This is a genomic window from Janthinobacterium sp. ROICE36, from assembly GCF_002869965.1.
Taxonomy (GTDB): Bacteria; Pseudomonadota; Gammaproteobacteria; order Burkholderiales; family Burkholderiaceae_D; genus Janthinobacterium.
Map to the genome: position 1 here is coordinate 54,068 of NZ_PEBS01000024.1, position 17,289 is coordinate 71,356.

Here is a 17,289-nt window from a genome sequence, read left to right on the forward strand (position 1 = left end):
CCTAAAATAGTAAGTAAATCTAAGGCTGGAGTCTTTCGCTCATCCATCCTGTCTCGGTCCGTTCGCAGTGCAGTCTTTTGTGAATCCGATTGGAGCTCGACGCCCAAAACTCAATGCTCTTCGGCTCAAGAACATAGACGAGGAAGCGATCCGGACATGGCAACGCGCCAATACCGTCGAGTTTTTGCGCGTCCGCGAGCAACTGCTCGTAAGACTCCAAAGGTTCGCTTTGGTGAGATGCCGTTGACATCGAGTGCAAGGGGATGGGCCGTTTGTTCCATTCCTTGACAGCCCGTTCCCGGCTAAGCTGCTTAACTTCCCCGCTCACCGACAGCTGGCGGCCGAGCTCACGCCAGTAGAAATGCCCGCACGCAAAAGGAGACTCCGCCACATCCCGAATTTTCCGGCTGCAGCTGTGCGTGGCAAAAACGACGCCGTTCGACGCAAACTCCAAAATAGCCATGACGCGAGACGACATCGCCCCGGAGCTGTTCGCCGTCGCCATCACCATGGCCCGCGGTTCGCGGACCTTTTCGTCTATCGCCTCCTGCAACCATTTTTGGGCCACGGCGATCGGATCGGCAGGATCGCTGTCGTACTCGCCAAAGGAGTGGTCCACTTTTCCCGTCATACTTTCGAAAGCACTGCTCATATCCTAGCCCTAGATGAAATATTGACCAGTTGCAACTTGATAAGCATAGCCCCCCGCTTCGAGACGCGGCTTGCCTTCCACCATGTTGGCGATGGAATCCATGCGCGACGGCCTTTCCATCTCCACGCCCTGCATGATCTTTACCTTCCGCCCAAACTCCGCCATTCCATATGTTGCAAGATGGAGCGCCAGCGGGCCAGCGGCAGAGCCGGTCGCCGCATCTTCCGAAACGCCATAGGCCGGGGAAAACATGCGCAGTCGCCAGCCGCCCTCGTCGTCCGGGCTAAAACAAAGCGCCGCCATATTGGGCAACTTGGCCAGTTTCTTTAAGTCCGGGCTGATTTTTGACAGGACGGCGATATTCTCGACACCGACAAACACATGTCGGGGGCCGACATCGTACATGTCGACCGGCAACGTGCTTTGCGCCAAGCCCAGCGCATCAAGCAACTCTTGTTCATGCTCATAACGGGAAACGACCGGGCTGGGTTGCTCCATTTGGACATAAGCGGTGAAAGGTTGCTCTTTCACGGCGTCGATTGAAAACCGGAAAAGTCCCTTTCCCGTTTCAATTTTCACCTCCGAAACATCTCGTTCCTTCGCCAATGCCAAGGCGGTGCCCAGCAGGGGGTGGCCGGCAAAGGCCAACTCGTTCACCGGAGTAAAAATTCTAACCTTCGCATCGCCCCCGTTCAATGGCGAGGAAATGAATGTCGTTTCGGAGAGGTTCAGTTCCACGGCGATCTTCTGCATGCTCTCGGCGTCCAAGTCATCGCATCCAAAGAAGACTGCGACCGGGTTGCCGGTGAATCGTTCTCGACCAAAAGAATTTACAATAGTATATCTATGCATATTTCACCAATATATCAATATTCAATTGAGCCTCCTGCAAAACTATTTCTTAGAAAAACATTAATTAAAATACACTAAATTTATCGATTTAGATGCATTAATGAGAATTTTTTTGTCCGCTACAGCGCTCCCGTATAAATCTTAAAATTCGCACATGCCTCCAGTCGCATCAAATGACCCTCAGGGCGTTTTCCCGCTGTTCTGGTGCGGACAGGCCAAAATCCCAATCCGAAGACAGCAAGGCATTTTTAAAGCGGTCGAGTTACTTTTGCAAGAGGCTCAATTATCAATAGTATTCTCACGCAGTGGCGCAACACTCCAACCGTCCAGACAAGCTTCGTTCAGCACGTCAAACGCGGTGCGATGATCGGGCGGCCGGCCGATTATTTCCGCCGAAATGTTGGGCGGCATTGCTGAAATATCCGGCTTTTCTCCGTGCCAAATCATCAACGCCCCCCAACGCGGCGTATTTCGCGACACCAGCCAAAGCTTCGCCGTCATGTTATGGACGCCTTCCCATTGCCGCAAAACCTGGCTGTTCAATCTCGCTGCCAGGAAGTCGATATCCGGATCATTCGCGTTGAGGTCCCACCATGCCAGTTCTACGAACATACCGCCCTCATGGAAAACACCGCGTCAGAGAGTATCCTGAATCCATCCTTCGTCAGTACTGATTCCGGATGGAATTGCATTGAGCAGAAATTGGTGCCTTTTAGCCCGTGTACCTGCTTTGTTTCCGGATCGCGGTACACCTGAATCTCGCCGAACCGGCTACGAATACTATCCACCTCACAGACCGCGGCGAATGTGTTGTAAAACCCAACCGTTTCGGTTTGGCCGAAGATCGATATTTCCTTTTGCAATCCTTGGTTGGGTGAAACCAGCCGTTCAATTTTTAGTCCGAGTAAGGAACATAATATTTGGTGGCCGAAACAAACCGAAATGAAGGGCTGATTTTGTTCCAACGCCGCCAGCATCAGTCGTCGGCTGGTGGCGACACGCGGATCGTCCAGCTTGCGTGGATCACCTGGCCCGGGTCCGACAATCAGCACTTCCCGGTCGCCTATCGTGCCTATCGACGGATAGGATTTAACCTCGACCGCCAAGCCACTCTGCCGAAGTTGATACTCCATCATCGAAGTAAATGCGTCTTCATTGTCCAGGATAACGATTGCGGGGCCGTCATCTTGAAACGGAGTGGAAAAATCCTGGTTCAGCCAAAATTTCGACAGTCTTTCATTCCGCTCCGTCAGCGATTTTTGAACCGGCGCCGACCAGCAAGAACTGCTGTGTTGCGCCGGAAGGGGGCCCGGCGCCAGCGCATTTGCGGCGCCCGCGGAATTGGCCGTCGTTCCATTCGCGTTGGATGCTTCGCCCGAACCGATTCCCATGGCATTCCGCATCGCCGACACTTTTGCTGCGGTCTCTTTCATTTCCAAAATGGGATGCGAGTCGCGCACCAGAGTGGCGCCAACACCGACCTCCATTCTTCCACTGTTTGAAATTTCAGCGGTCCGGATAATTATCGCGGAATCCAGCATCGGGCCGTTTCCGCCCGATTCAACCACTGCGGCGAAACCACTATAATAGGAACGGCCCCGCGTTTCGTAGCGGGCAATTACCCTGGTGGCATTTTCCAATGGACTGCCGACCACGGTCGGGGCGAACATCGAGCGCTTCAAAATGTCGGATAAGGAGCGTTCCGACTCACCGGTGATGCGGTAGCCGATATGGGCGAGCCGCGACATTTCAACGAAATAGGGGCCGTGGACTCGGATGGCCGACGAACAAATGTCGGTCATCATTTTCAGTTCCTCGTCTAGAACCATGGACAACTCGTCCTCCTCTTTACTGTCATCAAGGAAAGACAACAGCCCGTCCTGGGTCGGACCGGTACTCGGAAACCTATATGTGCCGCTGATTGGCGTCATGGACACCGATTTGCCATCCACCTTGATATGTTTTTCCGGAGACGCGCCGACCAGGGTGATGTCCCCCAAGCGGATAAAGAACGTCCAGTACGCCCCCTTTTCCTGGCGCAGCAGATTGCGGAAAATCGTCAGCCCAACCTGGTCCTCGTAGTCGGCGATATTGCCGGCAAACGTGCGTTTGATAACGAAGTTTGCCCCTTCGCCTGCCCCGATTTCCCGCTCGATAACTTTCTTTACAATATCTTCGTACGCCTCGTCATCCGGCGAAAAATGGGCGTTGTCGATATTGACCGGCACATCGGGCAAGGCCGAAAATGCCTGCTCCAAAGGGATCGTTCTGCACTGATCGACGGCAATGGCCAGCAAGCGGGCATCATCATCTATGACGGTGAAGCCACGTTCTTCAATCTGTCGATAAGGGACAACAAGAAGACTGCCCCATCGACCTGCCTTGCGCTGCTCGTCCTGAATCCGCTCCAGTTCGCTCAGGCTCTCAAGGATCTTCTCTGTTCCGATTAACACTTCCAGTGTCGGCTCTTCAAAGCGACCCGGCCGATAGACCAGCGCATAGGCATTGAAGCCACCCTCGATCGCTTGTCGCAGGACGCTTTGTGCCGCGGCGAGGGAGGCGGTCATTTGAGCACATCTCGCGCTGGCAGCACTCTCGCGCAACACTCGGCGGCGTAGTTCAAAGCCTGCACGTGCTTCTCCACCGAAAAATCGGCGATGGCATCCTGGACGAGAAATACTTCAATATCCCGCGAATAGGCGTCGACTGCGCTCGCGAGTATGCCGATATGCGCGAACACTCCGCAAATGACGATTTGGTCGCGCTTGTACTCGCGGAAAATGTCGTCGAAAGAGGTGGCGTGGAAAGCGCTGTAGCGCCATTTGGCCAGCACCGTTTCGCCCGCCTGCGGCGCCAGCTCCTCGGCTATAGCGGTATGCTCAGGTGCGCTACTCATCCCTTTGCCCCATATATCGAAAAGCAGGCCGCGCTCTTTATCCGTCATATCACCGCGTTGCGCGGTGTAGACAACCGGTATGCCATGCGCCCTCGCATACGAGATAAGCTCACGGCAGTGTTCGATCAGCTTCGTCCGCAACGGAAGCGGGAACGCTTTCAGAAAGTACCTCTGCATATCATGGACAAGCAGCACACTGCGGCGACTCTCGTGTTCCCACTTAACTACATTCACGGCGCTTAACTCAGGCGTATTCAGCGAGTAATTCTCTATCTCTGGGATGCTCATGTTTTTTCCTATTATCTATATTTCAATATTACTCTTAAAAATAAATAAAGTTCCCGCTCGATGGCGAAGTGAAACAAAGATGCTGCTGTTGCTTCAGGCGGGAATGCCAGCCCTGACAATACGGGGCACGGGGAGCCCCAAGGCCTTGAACTGCTGGCAAGGATTCATGAATTCGCGCTGAAGTTTGATTTTCCCGTTTTCAAACTCGAAATAATGAATGAAATGGTTCCGATAAACGCCCTCTGGGTATCCGTCAAAACGGATGAGGCCATGGCCATCGCATTCCACCCAAAAGATATTCGGATTTTGTGTGTCAAATACCGAAATGTTATGCCACTCCCAGTCTGGAAAGCACTGCAACGACCAAACGGCGTGCTTAGCCAAACAGGATTTTCCTCGAATTACAATAGGTTCGCCGGTTTCAGTGGTCCAAAGCCCGCCACAGCCATCTTCATTGAACAACTCATGGCGATTTAACCGGTCCTGTCCTTTTGTTCCCATATATTGTTCTACAATTTCTCGATTTTTTTGCTGAATACTCAATTGCGTCATGCTGTTTTTCCTTGTTTGCGCCAACGATAGATCGCCAGCCGGTTCTAGAGTGAATGAACAACTTAACTCGCCTCCGGAAACCAAACCGGATTCGAGCGCTTCGATGAAAAGGCACTACCCCCTAACGAACGCTGATACAGCAATTACGGAACTCTGCAATTTGATTCTATTTCACGAAAATCATTTTAGTTTTGGAGTTCGAGCAAGCAACATCCCCATTTCATTCCACTGGAGATGGCACTCATGGCCACCCGCCCCCCTGGCTGGATTCTTCCTTGCTTTCTCATTATGTCGAGTGAGATCAACTGGTCGACACATCCCATATGGCTAATCTCGGCGACCAAATCGACGTTGGTCTTCTCCTTTGCGATGCCGAGCCGCGAAGCGAGGTTTTCCATGCTTTGGCGCCCCTCCAGGGTATGCAGAAGAGTTAAATCAGAGTCTTTGCCCCAACCGGCTTCGGCCAAACATGATTCGATGATTTGGATCGTATTCTCGGTCCGCAGCTTTAGAAAGGCGGTGAGATCGCTTCCCGAGAAGCGATATAGTTCCATGATCCGGTCGCGGCCAAGTTTGTCTTGTCGGCTGTCGTGATTTTCAGCCAGCACCGGCCCCATGCCCCCGCCGCGCTCGAATCGCATCATATCCACGAAGCGGGTATCCGAAATATCATGCCCGCCCTTATAGACAAAGCAACACCCCGTGGAAGGGGCGTCGGTTCTTCCGACAATGGCGGCGACGGCGCCGTCGCTGAGAATGGCGTTCATAATGCCGAACCGGTCCAGATGCGGCTCGCTGACACGTTGGGCGAGAACAATCACACCGATCTGGCCTTCCTTCAAGTGGCGAACCAGGCTGTTGGCACTGAACCAAGTGCTAATGCTGGATCCGCATCCCTCTACCAGGTTGATCGTTCTCGCTCTCAAGCCACCGAGTTCCGCGCCAACTTGGCAGGCGAAGTCGATACCGATGAAATCCGGTATATTGGACTGCCCCGCAACAATGAAGCCGATATCATCGACGCCATAACCAGACTCTTCCAGCGCGGCGACGACGGCCTGGGTTCCCATTGCACGCGCGCTGCCATTACTCACCCAATACTTATCGTAGCCGGCGAGCCTAATCGCTTCCAGTTGGAGCGTGTTAGGATGATCGGCCTCGGCTAATCTCATCGGTTTTGGTAGCACATGTCCAATCCCCAACACCTTCATTCCGCAATCTCCCGTCTTGTTTTAGATTGATCTATACGGACATTTCCTAATCGGTCGCCCAACAACTGTGCGATGTTGATCTCGATCCCCTCCTTGTCGCTCAAAATCCCCGCCACTTGGAGAGCCAAGATCGAGTTTCCGCCAAGTTCAATGAAGTTATCGTCGGGTCGAATGTCCGGTTCACCGAGGATCCGCCCAACTTCGCGCATGAGTGCCAGCCGTCCGATATTATCTTTGTTCATGTACCCTCCTTCTTAATAACATACGGTCTGTTTTACCCCGCTCATTGATCGGCCAGTCGTCAATGGTGACCAAGAAATACTTTGATGGCCTCAGGTAAGGTGCCAGTTTTGCGCAGGCCAGACGCAGGTCGCGCGTGGTCAATTCGCCATTCGCCCGCACTCTGATATGGGCGGCCAGGAAATCACCAATATCCCTATCGTTCTCGACCGAGACGACGGCTTCATCAACGTCCGGTAGCGACTGCAGAAACTCCTCTATTTCATACGGTTCAACACGAAAGCCATTTACTTTTTGATAGCCGTTGGATCTGCCGACAAAAACAAAATGGCCACGCTGGTCGCGGCGGCATATATCACCGGTGCGATAGCCGTCCGTCAGCGGTTCGCCTCCATCGTAGCCACCAAACACCTGTGCGCCACGGATAATCAACTCCCCTTCGTCCAAGTCCCTCTCCGACTCCAGTTCGAACACCATACCCGGCAACGGGCTACCAATAGGAATCGATTCCTGTCGAGTATCTTCCTCGCTAATATGATGGACCAGGCAGAACACCGTTGCTTCGGACGGGCCGTAGGCGTTCGTCAAGTGCACGCCTTTGCGCTTCAATTCGCCAAATAACGGCAGTAGCGTGCTGCTCGAGAGTTTCTCTCCGGCTATGACGAGGTCGGTTAAACTAAGTTCGTCAAAACTCATTTCGACATGGGCACGAGAAAATATATATCTCAGTTCCGATGGGGTGACCGAAAGAACATTCAGCCCTGTATTGGCGATGAGATTAAGCGTGGCCCTGGCATCGTGTTTCATGTGCTCATCCAGGATCACCAAACTGCCGGAATGAGTCAGGCATCCGAGGGTATCCCAGATGGAATAATCAAATGAAAGATCATGCATCCAGATCCATCTTTTATGCTTGGAAATACCCATCACACTCCTTGAATTGTCAAGAAATGCGGTAAGCTGGGTGGCATGGATTGGAACCACTTTAGGTTTGCCCGTCGTTCCCGATGTCCTGACGCAATAGACTTCAACGCCAGTCTCCCCGAGCTCGGCGGGAGGAGGAATAGCTTCCGTCGACTTCCAAAAATGCCCGATTCCTCCTATTTCCAACCCGCCGCTTGAAAACAGGGCCTCGTTCGACAAGATTCCGACGCAGTTCGCCCGGTTTGCCTCGGTGATTTGTTCAGATTTATCGAGCCCCCGCGGCAGCGACATAAACGATACTTCTGCGATCAAACAGCCCAAGATCGTTTCGTACAGCATGATGGAACGGGGTAAATACAACGCAAGGCGCTGGCCTGGCGTGATTCCAGCGTTCAACAACTGGAGCGCGACGGTTTGCGCGGCTTCGCTGAGCTGTTTATACGTCCTAACCTCGTCTCCTTGTATTGCCGCCGGCGTATCAGGATGCAATACCAGGAGTTCGTTCAGAGCATCCGCGAGCGGCCGAATTTTCATTCCAGTCGTCGCGGCAATTTTGTTATGGTAGTCCATTTTTCACCTTATAATTCGCTTGCCCGCAGGCGAGCTCACATCGGGTTCATTGTCAAAACATTTTTGTGACTTCTTTGGGATCACGGCCAATGATCGCCAGGCCGATTGCTTCCTCGGGGACAAATTTGGAGAATCCCCCATGGCGAGCGCCAACATTTACATCTCTCCATATCCTCTCAAGGACGCAGCCCTTGTCCAGGCCGGAGGAGCCGTAGATCCACAGAAGATCTTGCACAATGTCGACACAACCACGCATTACCTGTGTCACGCGGCCGCGACTATCAACCCTGTCTTGCGTCGTCAAAGCGATGCTGCTATCGATTGCAGACTTGTCGATCACGTCGGCGTTGTACTCCGCCGCTCTCTTGTACAAATCCAGAGCGCTGTACAGGCGGCCCAGTTCCGCCCTGATTGCTCCGGAGGCGCTCATTGATGTGTAGGTGCTCCCAACTATCGGGAATTTATCCGCGACCGCCGTGACAAACTCCAACGCGGCCTCGGTTGCCCCGAGCATGGAGCCCATGAGGCAATTCATGAGTACGCCGGTGAACAGCCCGGAATATGACGCCTGGTTTTCGCTGCGGCCGGATCTATTTGCTTCGAGATTCTCTCCGGACAAGATGCGGGAGTAATCCTCCATATTGCATCCAGGTATTTCGACATCCACGGCGCGCAAAGTCACGCTTTGCGTTCCCCGCAGTCCAGTAGCTTGCCAGTCGCCGATCAAATTGAGCTTGCCGGCCGGCACCGCGACCATGTGAATATCATGAGCGGCACCACCTTCAACCACGGCGAGACAGAAGAAATAGCTGGAATACTTCCACCCGGAAGCATACTTCCATTCACCGTTTAATAAATAGGCACCGCTCGACTCGTCCTTCTTCAGCGATCCAGGACGCCCCAGCACCATGGAGAGAATCCTATTTCGCTCTATCACCGGTTCGGCGGCCTCCAGTGAATGGAAACACCCTCTCGTCGACCAAGCCGAATTCGACACGCCGACTACCCAGGCGAGTGACGCATCGGTTTTCCCCAGTTTTTGGCAAACCCGTAGAACGTCGCGCAGTGAACCAGGCCCCGAGGCCCTACTTTCGTCGAGAATCTTGACGACATTCGACATTCTTAGCACGTCGAGCAATTCACTCGACAGCTCTTCCCTATCTGCCTCCGAATACAGGCCGATGATACGGTCGACTTCCGCGTCCTCCAGCGAATATTTCAAGGGTGTCAATTTAGTAGTCAAGGGTAAGTCTCCATTCCTGAATTTTTTGTTCCGCCTCTGCGATGGCGAAATCGACGAACTCACGCGAAGTTGCCATTCGCCGAGGCATGACAGGGGCGTCAAACATATTCCAAAAGAACGGCAGGCTGGATGACGGCTCCTGAATGGTGTATCCGCACCGGGCCGCTGCAGCGAGATCGGCGGCGTGGTAAGGCGGGCTAGTTTCTTCGCGCCGCGCATACGTCGTAGCCCATCCAGTCTTGTGCGGCCCCGGCTCTATGCAACCGACCTGGATATCGGTACCGAGCAGTTCGCGGCGCAGCGTGTCGGATATTGCTTCCACCGCGTATTTACTGATTTGATATGCACCGAGGAGGGGCCAGCACGCCACGCCGCTCATACTGGAAACCAAAAGGATCCGTGACGGCCCGGCCTCCCGTAGAATCGGCAAGAGCGGCCGAATGACATTCAGCGTTCCTTCAACATTGGTCTTGAATTGATCTCTGATTCGTTCGCTCGACAAGTCCTCAAGCGTGCCGAATTGGGCATAGCCGGCCGCTGTGACGATTCTGTTCGGCTTACCGGCGACTCTTATAGCTTGCGCCAGTTTTTCGGCCAGGGTTTCGGCGTCGTCGACATTCGCGACACAGGCGACAAAGAGATCGCCATACAATTTCCCCATTTCCTCCGCCGCTGCAGTTGAGCGCGTAATTCCGATCACCCGTTCCTTGCGTCCGGTAATGATCGAATCTGTCCAGCACCGCCCCAAACCACTGGAACAACCACTGATTACCCATGTATTCATATGTGCAAAGTCTCTAGGTTATGTTATTATAGTCGCCCTGAAGCAAGTTCCGGCCTCTCGCTGCGCGCGATGTAAGAGGTCGAGAACAAGCACATGGCGATAAACAGGAAGCATGCCAGGGCTGAATATGCCGTGGCGGCCGATGAATCGTGAAGTGTCGATGCCGTAATATCGAGATCGCGGCCGAGTTGTAGTCGCATCGATAAATCGAAGATTATTGCGACCGTTACCGCACCGAACGCGCTTAATACTTGGCGTGTCGAGTTGAAGAATGCGGCGGCTCTGCCCGCACTTTCTGGTCGAGCGCGGCCCAACGCTAGATTGGCCAAGGGAGGGAAAGCCAAACCCGTGCCTGCCCCGGCAATAACCATCGCCGCGCAAAGCGCGATGAGGGCCAAAGTGCCTCCTGAAAAAAATATGCCGATAACGCCGAGCAGAATGTTGGCCATAGCGAATAAGATCATCCCGCATCTAACGATTTTTTCCGGCTCCATGCGATCGGACAGATTGCCGGCGAACGGGCCGACCAGGGCATTGGACAAGGCGACAGTGACCATGACGATGCTGGTGCTAACCGGCCCGAAATTCATGCGCACGTCTAGCAAGAACGCCAATGGGAGATAGAAGCCAATAACGCCTATCCCAAGACCGCCGGAAATTAGGCATGTTTTGAGAAATGCGCTATCCAGCCACAGATCCGCCGACAGGATATAGCCGCGACGATTCTTCACCTCATTCCGGATGAGAATAGCTATGGCGCTGGCGCCTACAACAAGCAGGCTGACGCCCAGTGCCGTCGTTGTGCCGGCGGCAGTAATAAGTTGAACTCCAACAATTACTCCAGCCATGCAAATGCCGTACACGGCGGCCACGAAAGTATCCAAGAAAACAATGCCTTTTCCTGGATCGCTAGGCAAACGCCAAGCGACGATAAGAAATCCGGCAAGCGCAAAGGGAATGTTGATCCACATGACCCAACGCCAATCTGCGGTGCTGAGGAATAGTTGTGTTATCACGGGACCGGTCGCGGTAGCGATACCCGCGATCGCGCCCCAGACACCAAGCGCCGCCCCTCGCCCGCCCTTGGCAAAAAGGATGGAGATATAGGCCATGCTTTGTGGTGTCAACAACCCTGCCCCCACACCCATCAGTGCGCGGCCAAAAATTACGCCCCCGAAGCTTTGCCCTGCGCCGCTGACGCCAGCCCCTACACCAATGAACAAGAATGCGATCAGGACGATGTTCTTCCGGTTCGTGAAATCCCCGAGCCGTCCGCCGAAAAGAAGGAAGGCGGCGTAGCAGATGAGGTAGATGTTGTTGACCCAGGCCACCTTGGCCGGGCCAACCTTGAACACGTCCATAAGCGTCGTGTACATGAGCGGCACAGTCGTCATGTCCATCATCACGATAAAGAAACCGAGGCAAAGCCCAGCAAATGGGGCGTAATTTTTCAGCATTTTATTTCCTATTCATCTTCAGATATTGACCTGAAGGATGAGATGCCAAGCAGGCAATTTGGTCCATCCATTCTCGTCAATCTGAATGTTCAAGCCCTTCTTTTTTTGGAATTCCGCGATGGCAGCGGCGTTTCCCTTATACTCGATGCGCTCCGCGAGCTTAATCTTCCAACCGGCAGATTCCGCTGTGCTGGCGATTTCGGACAATTCGCTGGCGAGCGGCTTTGGCATGCCGAACAGCGAAGGCGCGAAAGCAATCAGGTGGAACACCGTGTTTTCCGATGCCAGTCGATACATTTCTTTCAGGTAGTCGAGCCGCTTCTCGACAGGTATCGCGTGGTAGACGGCCGAATCCAAAATGAGATCGAAGCCCGGTGCGAACTGCGTATCGCACGCGTCGAGGGTGTGGAACTGTATCCCTGCGCCAGCGTAGCTTTCCTTACACTTCTCAATGGCGGCGGAGGAATTGTCGAACGCGATAACTTCATAACCTCGATCGCGAGCAGCCTTTGCATTGCGTCCGAGCCCGCATCCCACGTCCAGCAAGCGGCCCGGGGACGTACCATCCAGAATTTCACAAACGAACGGTTGCGGGGCACCTATCTCCCACGGCACATCGGTAATCTGGGCACTCTCGATGAGGGGTTGCCCCTTATACAAGCCGTTAAAATCAGCTCTATCGTATTCGCTCATTCAAATTTCCTTTATCACATCGGCAAACAAAAGAAGCTAGAGAAAATGAGTCTCCTCACGATCTCTGTTTCGGGAAGTTAACTCCAACAACTAGGATGCAAGTTGCCGCAAAATCAATCCAATGGGCAGACGCGGATGATATGGCCGTCCGGGTCTTCGATGAGGAAGGTCAGGCCAAAGACCTCCGTGTACAGCTCGCGCGTGATATTGATGTCCTTGTTCTGTTTCCACACATCGTAGAGGCTCTGCACATCTTTGCCGGATGGCAGCATGATGCCGATCTCGGAAAATCTCGGCGCTTTCACATCGGGTGTCAGACCGCCAGTCCAGATGCCGAACAAGGCCTCCCCACCTGCGGAAAAGGCCACGTAGCGGGGGCTCGCAAAAATCGGCTCCGCGTTAAAGATGGTTTTATAAAAGGTGCTTGAGCGTTCAATATCAGCTACGTAAACCAGCTGAAGATTTGGTTTTGGTGACAGTGCCATTGCGAAACTCCTTGTAAGTGTTGCCTAATGCCGGAAACGACCGGCATTAGGCGCATAAGCGAACGAACCTCAGTGTAGTCATGCACCTCCGAATGGCCCGGCTGGATTTATGTTACCACAAAATTGCATTTTGGTTAATGTAGAATAGGATACAATTCCAAATTGCAATTCACGCTTGCTGGCGGCGTTGTTGGGGTTCTACGCCCAAACCGGCGGAAATTTCAGACTCCCGCTTTTCTCACCGTTCCAACAGCTTTTGACCGTCTTTCCGCAGCACGCCGTCTGGGCCAAGATGGCGATACAGGGTTTGCCGCGTGACTCCCAGCTCCTTGCATAGTTCACTCACAACGGTCGTCTTTTGACTCATGGCAGCCATGGCCAAGCGTAATTTCGCCGGCGTCATCTTGTACTGGCCACCACCCTTGCGACCACGGGCACGGGCAGACGCCAAACCCACCTTGGTACGTTCCGAAATAAGTTCACGCTCAAATTCGGCGAGCGCGGCAAAAATGCCGAATACCAACTTGCCCTCTGGCGTCGTCGTATTGATCGAGGCGCCATGTCCGGTAAGCACCTGGAAACCTATCCCGCGAACGGTCAGGTCATGCACGGTATTGACTAGGTGGCGCAGGTTGCGGCCAAGTCGGTCAAGTTTCCACACCAACAATGTATCGCCCTCGCGTAGGGATTTCACGCACGCCGCCAAGCCGGGCCGCTCATCGAAGCGCCCGGAAGCCAGATCTTCATATACGTGAACGGCGACGACGCCGGCCTCAAGCAGCGCATCGCGCTGCAGATCCATAACCTGGGAGCCATCCGCCTTGGAAACGCGCATGTAGCCGATCAGCATCGTGTCACCTGAACGAACGTTCGCGTGACACACAGGAAATGGGTCCATTGAACGCAAAAATATGTCACTTTGTAAGTCACGTAGTCAGTGTATCGTAAACAATTGCCAAAATTAACCATATTACATGCCCATGCATACGAGCCGTATTCTCTGGAAAGTGCCACATGCGCGGTGACCGCAACGAGCGATTAACCATTCTTTCAGAGGCCGAGAAGACCGCTCTCTACGGGATCCCAAATTTCGACGACTTCCAACGGATCACTTTTTTTGCCATGACCGATGCCGAACGCGCCTTGGCATTGGGGCGAAAAAGTGTCCTGGCACAAGTTTATTGCCTCTTGCAAATTGGCTACTTCAAGGCCAAGCAAGCCTTCTTTCAATTCTCTCTTGACGACGTGTTGCCTGAGGATGTTGATTTCCTTTTGCAACGATATTTCCCGGGGCAGACGCTTGTCAATGCGCCCCTACACACCAGCGAATACTACGTGCAACGCAATAAGATTGCCAAATTATTCGGCTACCGCATGTGGTCTGACGACGATCTGCCGGCGCTACGGTCCAAGGCCACGCTGCTGGCGCGCACGGACGTAAGCCCCACCTTTTTGCTGGCTGAACTGATGGTGTTTTTGATTGGCCAGCGCATCGTGCGGCCAGGCTACAGCACGCTGCAATCCATCATCAGGGACGCTTTCACGGCCGAACGTGAACGCTTGGAGCAACTGGTGCAACCTGCCCTGACCGATACAACACGCGCCGCATTGCAAGAGTTGCTGCAGCGCGAGACTACCTTATCCGATTTGGCCGCGCTCAAACAGGATGCCAAAAGCTTTCGCTACCGCCAGATGGGTCTGGAGCGTCAAAAGCGCCTCACGCTGGCGCCATTGTATGCCATCGCCAAGGCGCTGCTGCCGAGCCTTGACCTCTCGCAACTCAACATCGCCTACTACGCCAGCCTGGCCAACTTCTACACCATTTACGATTTACGCCGATTCAAGCCAGGCCAGACCAACCTTTATTTGCTGTGTTACGCCTGGCAGCGCTACCGGCAACTCACGGACAATTTGGTGGAAGCCTTTGGCTACCACACGCGGCAGCTCGAAGAAGGCACCAAGGCAGTTGCCAACCAGCAGGCGGCCAAAATACACAACGAACGGCAGCAAGCCACGCCACGGATTGGCGAGCTGCTTCTGCTGTACGTGGACGACACGCTCCCCGATGGAATACGTTTCGGCACTGTGCGCCGCCGGGCATTTGGCATCATGCCTGAGGAGAAGCTGCGCTCGGCCGGCGAACTTCTGACGTTGACGCCAGTCAGTCAGATGGATTTGCGCTGGCAAGCCGTGGACAAGCAGAGCGGGCTTTGCACGAAAAATCTGCGCCCGCTGGCAATGGCCCTGGATTTCGCCAGCGACACCGTCAGTGGCAAGGCTTGGCTGGCCGCGCTGCAATGGATGAAAGAGGTCTGGTCCCGCCAACAGCGACTTGCAAAGCAGCCGCTGGCTGAAATTCCGCCACGCACGGTACCCACACGCTTGCGCGGCTTTTTGCTGAGCGTTGGCGAAGATGACGAGCCAGTCGGTTTGCGCGGCGACCGGTATGAATTTTGGGTGTACCGGCAACTGCGCAAGCGCCTCGACACGGGCGACATTTACCTCGATGACAGTGTGCGACACCGGCGCTTTGCTGATGACCTGGTATCCATGGAGGCCAAGGCGAACGCACTCAAGGCGCTGGACATACCTTGGTTACGCCAACCGGTTGACGTGACACTCGATGCCCTGTTCGCCGAGCTGGATACACAATGGCGCGCGTTCAATGAGGAACTGCGCGGCGGCAAACTCAAACACCTGGAGTTTGATCCCGATAAGAAAACGCTGATCTGGCACCGTCCCAAGGCCGACAAGGACAAGCTGCTGCAACAGGGCTTCTACGCCAAGCTCCAGGCACGCGACATTGCCGACATCTTTCGATTCGTGAATGAGCAGTGCGACTTTCTGTCGGCGATGACGCCCTTGCAGCCGCGCTACGCCAAGAAGATCGCCGATGAGGACAGCTTGATGGCGGTAATTATTGCGCAGGCCATGAACCATGGTAATTTCAGCATGGCAGAGACCTGTGATATCCCCTATCACGTCCTGGAAGCCACGCATCAGCAGCACCTGCGCCCGGCCACCCTGATCGGCGCGAATGACCAGATCAGCAATTTCATCGCCAGTCTGCCCATATTCCCGTACTACTCCATCGACATGGATGTGCTCTACGGTAGCGTTGACGGGCAGAAATTTACCGCCGCCGCCCCGACGCTCAAGGCACGTCATGCGCGCAAATACTTTGGCAAGGATCGCGGGGTAGTCGCCTTTACCTTGTTGGCCAACCATGTGGCATTGCAAACCGAGCTGTTGGGCGCAAACCAGCATGAGAGCTATTGGGTATTCGACATCTGCTACAACAACACGTCCGACATCAGGCCGACCACGATCACTGGCGACATGCACTGCATCAACATGGCCAACTTCGCCATTCTGCATTGGTTCGGCATGAATCTGGCGCCGCGCTTCACCAATTTGCAGACCCAGACGAAGCACCTCTATTGTGGCCCTGGTCAGTCCTACGCTGATTTCCTGATTCAACCGGTTGGTCAAATTGACCGCAGCCTGATTGAATCGGAGAAAGCCAACATGGATCACATTGCCGCCACGCTGGGCCTCAAGGAGATGAGCCAAAGCGTCCTGATGCGCAAAATCTGTACCTTGTCCGGGCATCACCGGACGCGCAAGGCCATCTTCGAATTCGACAAGCTGATTCGCAGCATCTACACGCTCCGTTACTTGCGCGACCCGCAATTGCAACGCGACGTCCACCGCTCGGAAAACCGCATCGAGTCCTACCACCAGTTGCGCTCCACCATCGCCCAGGTGAACGGCAAAAAGGAACTGACAGGGCGCACTGACCTGGACGTGGCGGTCAGCAACCACTGCGGCCGATTGATCGCCAATGTCGTGATCGCCTACAACTCCATGCTGCTGTCCGGGCTGCTGAGCCGATATTTGGCGGCCGGCAATGAAAAGGCGATTGACTTGCTCAGACGAATTTCACCTGCAGCATGGCAGCACCTGCATTTCCTTGGGCATTACGCATTTCGAGGAAAACGCCACCCGATTGACTTGGAAGCCATTTTGACGGGGGAGCTTCTGGGAGTTTGAAAATTCCGCCAGTTTGGGCGTAGAACCCCTGTAAGAAGTCCTGACAGCTAGTGCAGCCGACTCCTGATATTCCGTGCAGTCGCTTTCTGAAAATGACAGGATTTCCACGCAATTGAAAATCAAAATGACAGCGTCCCAAGCCGACACGCTATTGAGCTACCAACTGTCGCCGAACCCGCTTTATCGTCGCGCTGTCGTCCCAGAAATAGTCGATGGTGGCATTCACATAATGCTTGGTGTCAACACAGCCAACAGCGCGCGACAGGGCGATTGCATGAAGCATCAGGTCGGCAAGCCCAAGACCTTGGCGAGATAGTCGGCATTCCAGCCAGCTTTTAAGCGTTTGGTAGCGATGCCGGCCTTGGTTGTCTTTTCGTTTTTCAGTAAAT

Annotated in this window: 17 protein-coding genes; 1 reads left to right on the forward strand and 16 read right to left on the reverse strand. The window is 54.1% G+C overall.

Going from position 1 to position 17,289, the window contains the following annotated elements:
• Positions 1 to 19 precede the first annotated feature (19 nt).
• The 15 genes from CSZ94_RS12290 to CSZ94_RS12360 form a co-directional block, all read right to left on the reverse strand.
• The gene (locus CSZ94_RS12290; protein WP_102121767.1) at positions 20 to 652 is read right to left on the reverse strand and encodes a pyridoxal 5'-phosphate synthase; all 633 of its coding nucleotides are present in this window, start codon (positions 650 to 652) and stop codon (positions 20 to 22) included.
• A 9-nt stretch (positions 653 to 661) separates the two neighbouring features.
• Positions 662 to 1,504, reverse strand: a complete 843-nt coding sequence (locus tag CSZ94_RS12295; protein WP_102121768.1) for a PhzF family phenazine biosynthesis protein — start codon at positions 1,502 to 1,504, stop codon at positions 662 to 664.
• A gap of 279 nt (positions 1,505 to 1,783) precedes the next feature.
• Entirely contained in the window at positions 1,784 to 2,116 is a 333-nt protein-coding gene (locus tag CSZ94_RS12300; RefSeq protein WP_102121769.1) for a hypothetical protein, read from the reverse strand.
• A complete protein-coding gene (locus CSZ94_RS12305) occupies positions 2,107 to 4,071 on the reverse strand; it encodes an anthranilate synthase family protein (RefSeq protein WP_102121770.1) in 1,965 nt (654 codons plus the stop codon). Before CSZ94_RS12305 ends, CSZ94_RS12300 begins: the two co-directional genes overlap by 10 nt.
• Positions 4,068 to 4,688, reverse strand: a complete 621-nt coding sequence (locus tag CSZ94_RS12310; RefSeq protein WP_102121771.1) for an isochorismatase family protein — start codon at positions 4,686 to 4,688, stop codon at positions 4,068 to 4,070. The genes CSZ94_RS12305 and CSZ94_RS12310 overlap by 4 nt, the downstream gene beginning before the upstream one ends.
• Positions 4,689 to 4,781: 93 nt before the next feature.
• Positions 4,782 to 5,240: a PhzA/PhzB family protein gene (locus tag CSZ94_RS12315; protein ID WP_102121772.1), complete on the reverse strand. Its 459-nt coding sequence runs from the start codon at positions 5,238 to 5,240 to the stop codon at positions 4,782 to 4,784.
• A 185-nt stretch (positions 5,241 to 5,425) separates the two neighbouring features.
• Complete coding sequence (locus tag CSZ94_RS12320; RefSeq protein WP_102121773.1) at positions 5,426 to 6,451, reverse strand: 3-oxoacyl-[acyl-carrier-protein] synthase III C-terminal domain-containing protein; 1,026 nt, start codon at positions 6,449 to 6,451, stop codon at positions 5,426 to 5,428.
• Complete coding sequence (locus CSZ94_RS12325; RefSeq protein ID WP_102121774.1) at positions 6,448 to 6,693, reverse strand: acyl carrier protein; 246 nt, start codon at positions 6,691 to 6,693, stop codon at positions 6,448 to 6,450. The genes CSZ94_RS12320 and CSZ94_RS12325 overlap by 4 nt, the downstream gene beginning before the upstream one ends.
• Entirely contained in the window at positions 6,680 to 8,185 is a 1,506-nt protein-coding gene (locus CSZ94_RS12330) for an AMP-binding protein (protein ID WP_219726000.1), read from the reverse strand. The genes CSZ94_RS12325 and CSZ94_RS12330 overlap by 14 nt, the downstream gene beginning before the upstream one ends.
• Positions 8,186 to 8,237: 52 nt before the next feature.
• Positions 8,238 to 9,428, reverse strand: coding sequence for a hypothetical protein (locus CSZ94_RS12335; protein WP_219726001.1), 1,191 nt, complete (start codon positions 9,426 to 9,428; stop codon positions 8,238 to 8,240).
• Positions 9,418 to 10,212: an SDR family NAD(P)-dependent oxidoreductase gene (locus tag CSZ94_RS12340; protein ID WP_102121775.1), complete on the reverse strand. Its 795-nt coding sequence runs from the start codon at positions 10,210 to 10,212 to the stop codon at positions 9,418 to 9,420. Before CSZ94_RS12340 ends, CSZ94_RS12335 begins: the two co-directional genes overlap by 11 nt.
• Before the next feature lie 26 nt (positions 10,213 to 10,238).
• Entirely contained in the window at positions 10,239 to 11,669 is a 1,431-nt protein-coding gene (locus CSZ94_RS12345) for an MFS transporter (protein WP_102121776.1), read from the reverse strand.
• Positions 11,670 to 11,687: 18 nt separating this feature from the next.
• Positions 11,688 to 12,362 carry a class I SAM-dependent methyltransferase gene (locus tag CSZ94_RS12350; RefSeq protein WP_102121777.1) on the reverse strand — a complete coding sequence of 225 codons (675 nt, stop codon included), beginning with the start codon at positions 12,360 to 12,362 and terminating at the stop codon, positions 11,688 to 11,690.
• A 113-nt stretch (positions 12,363 to 12,475) separates the two neighbouring features.
• On the reverse strand, positions 12,476 to 12,847 hold the full coding sequence (locus CSZ94_RS12355) for a VOC family protein (RefSeq protein ID WP_102121778.1): 372 nt from the start codon (positions 12,845 to 12,847) through the stop codon (positions 12,476 to 12,478).
• A 238-nt stretch (positions 12,848 to 13,085) separates the two neighbouring features.
• Entirely contained in the window at positions 13,086 to 13,697 is a 612-nt protein-coding gene (locus CSZ94_RS12360) for a recombinase family protein (protein WP_102121779.1), read from the reverse strand.
• A gap of 164 nt (positions 13,698 to 13,861) precedes the next feature.
• Here CSZ94_RS12360 and CSZ94_RS12365 point away from each other — a divergent pair, with 164 nt between their 5' ends.
• Positions 13,862 to 16,900, forward strand: coding sequence for a Tn3 family transposase (locus tag CSZ94_RS12365; RefSeq protein WP_102121780.1), 3,039 nt, complete (start codon positions 13,862 to 13,864; stop codon positions 16,898 to 16,900).
• Positions 16,901 to 17,048: 148 nt separating this feature from the next.
• Here the strand turns inward: CSZ94_RS12365 and CSZ94_RS28005 are convergent.
• On the reverse strand, positions 17,049 to 17,289 hold a 241-nt coding region (locus CSZ94_RS28005), incomplete at its 5' end, for a hypothetical protein (RefSeq protein ID WP_180977450.1).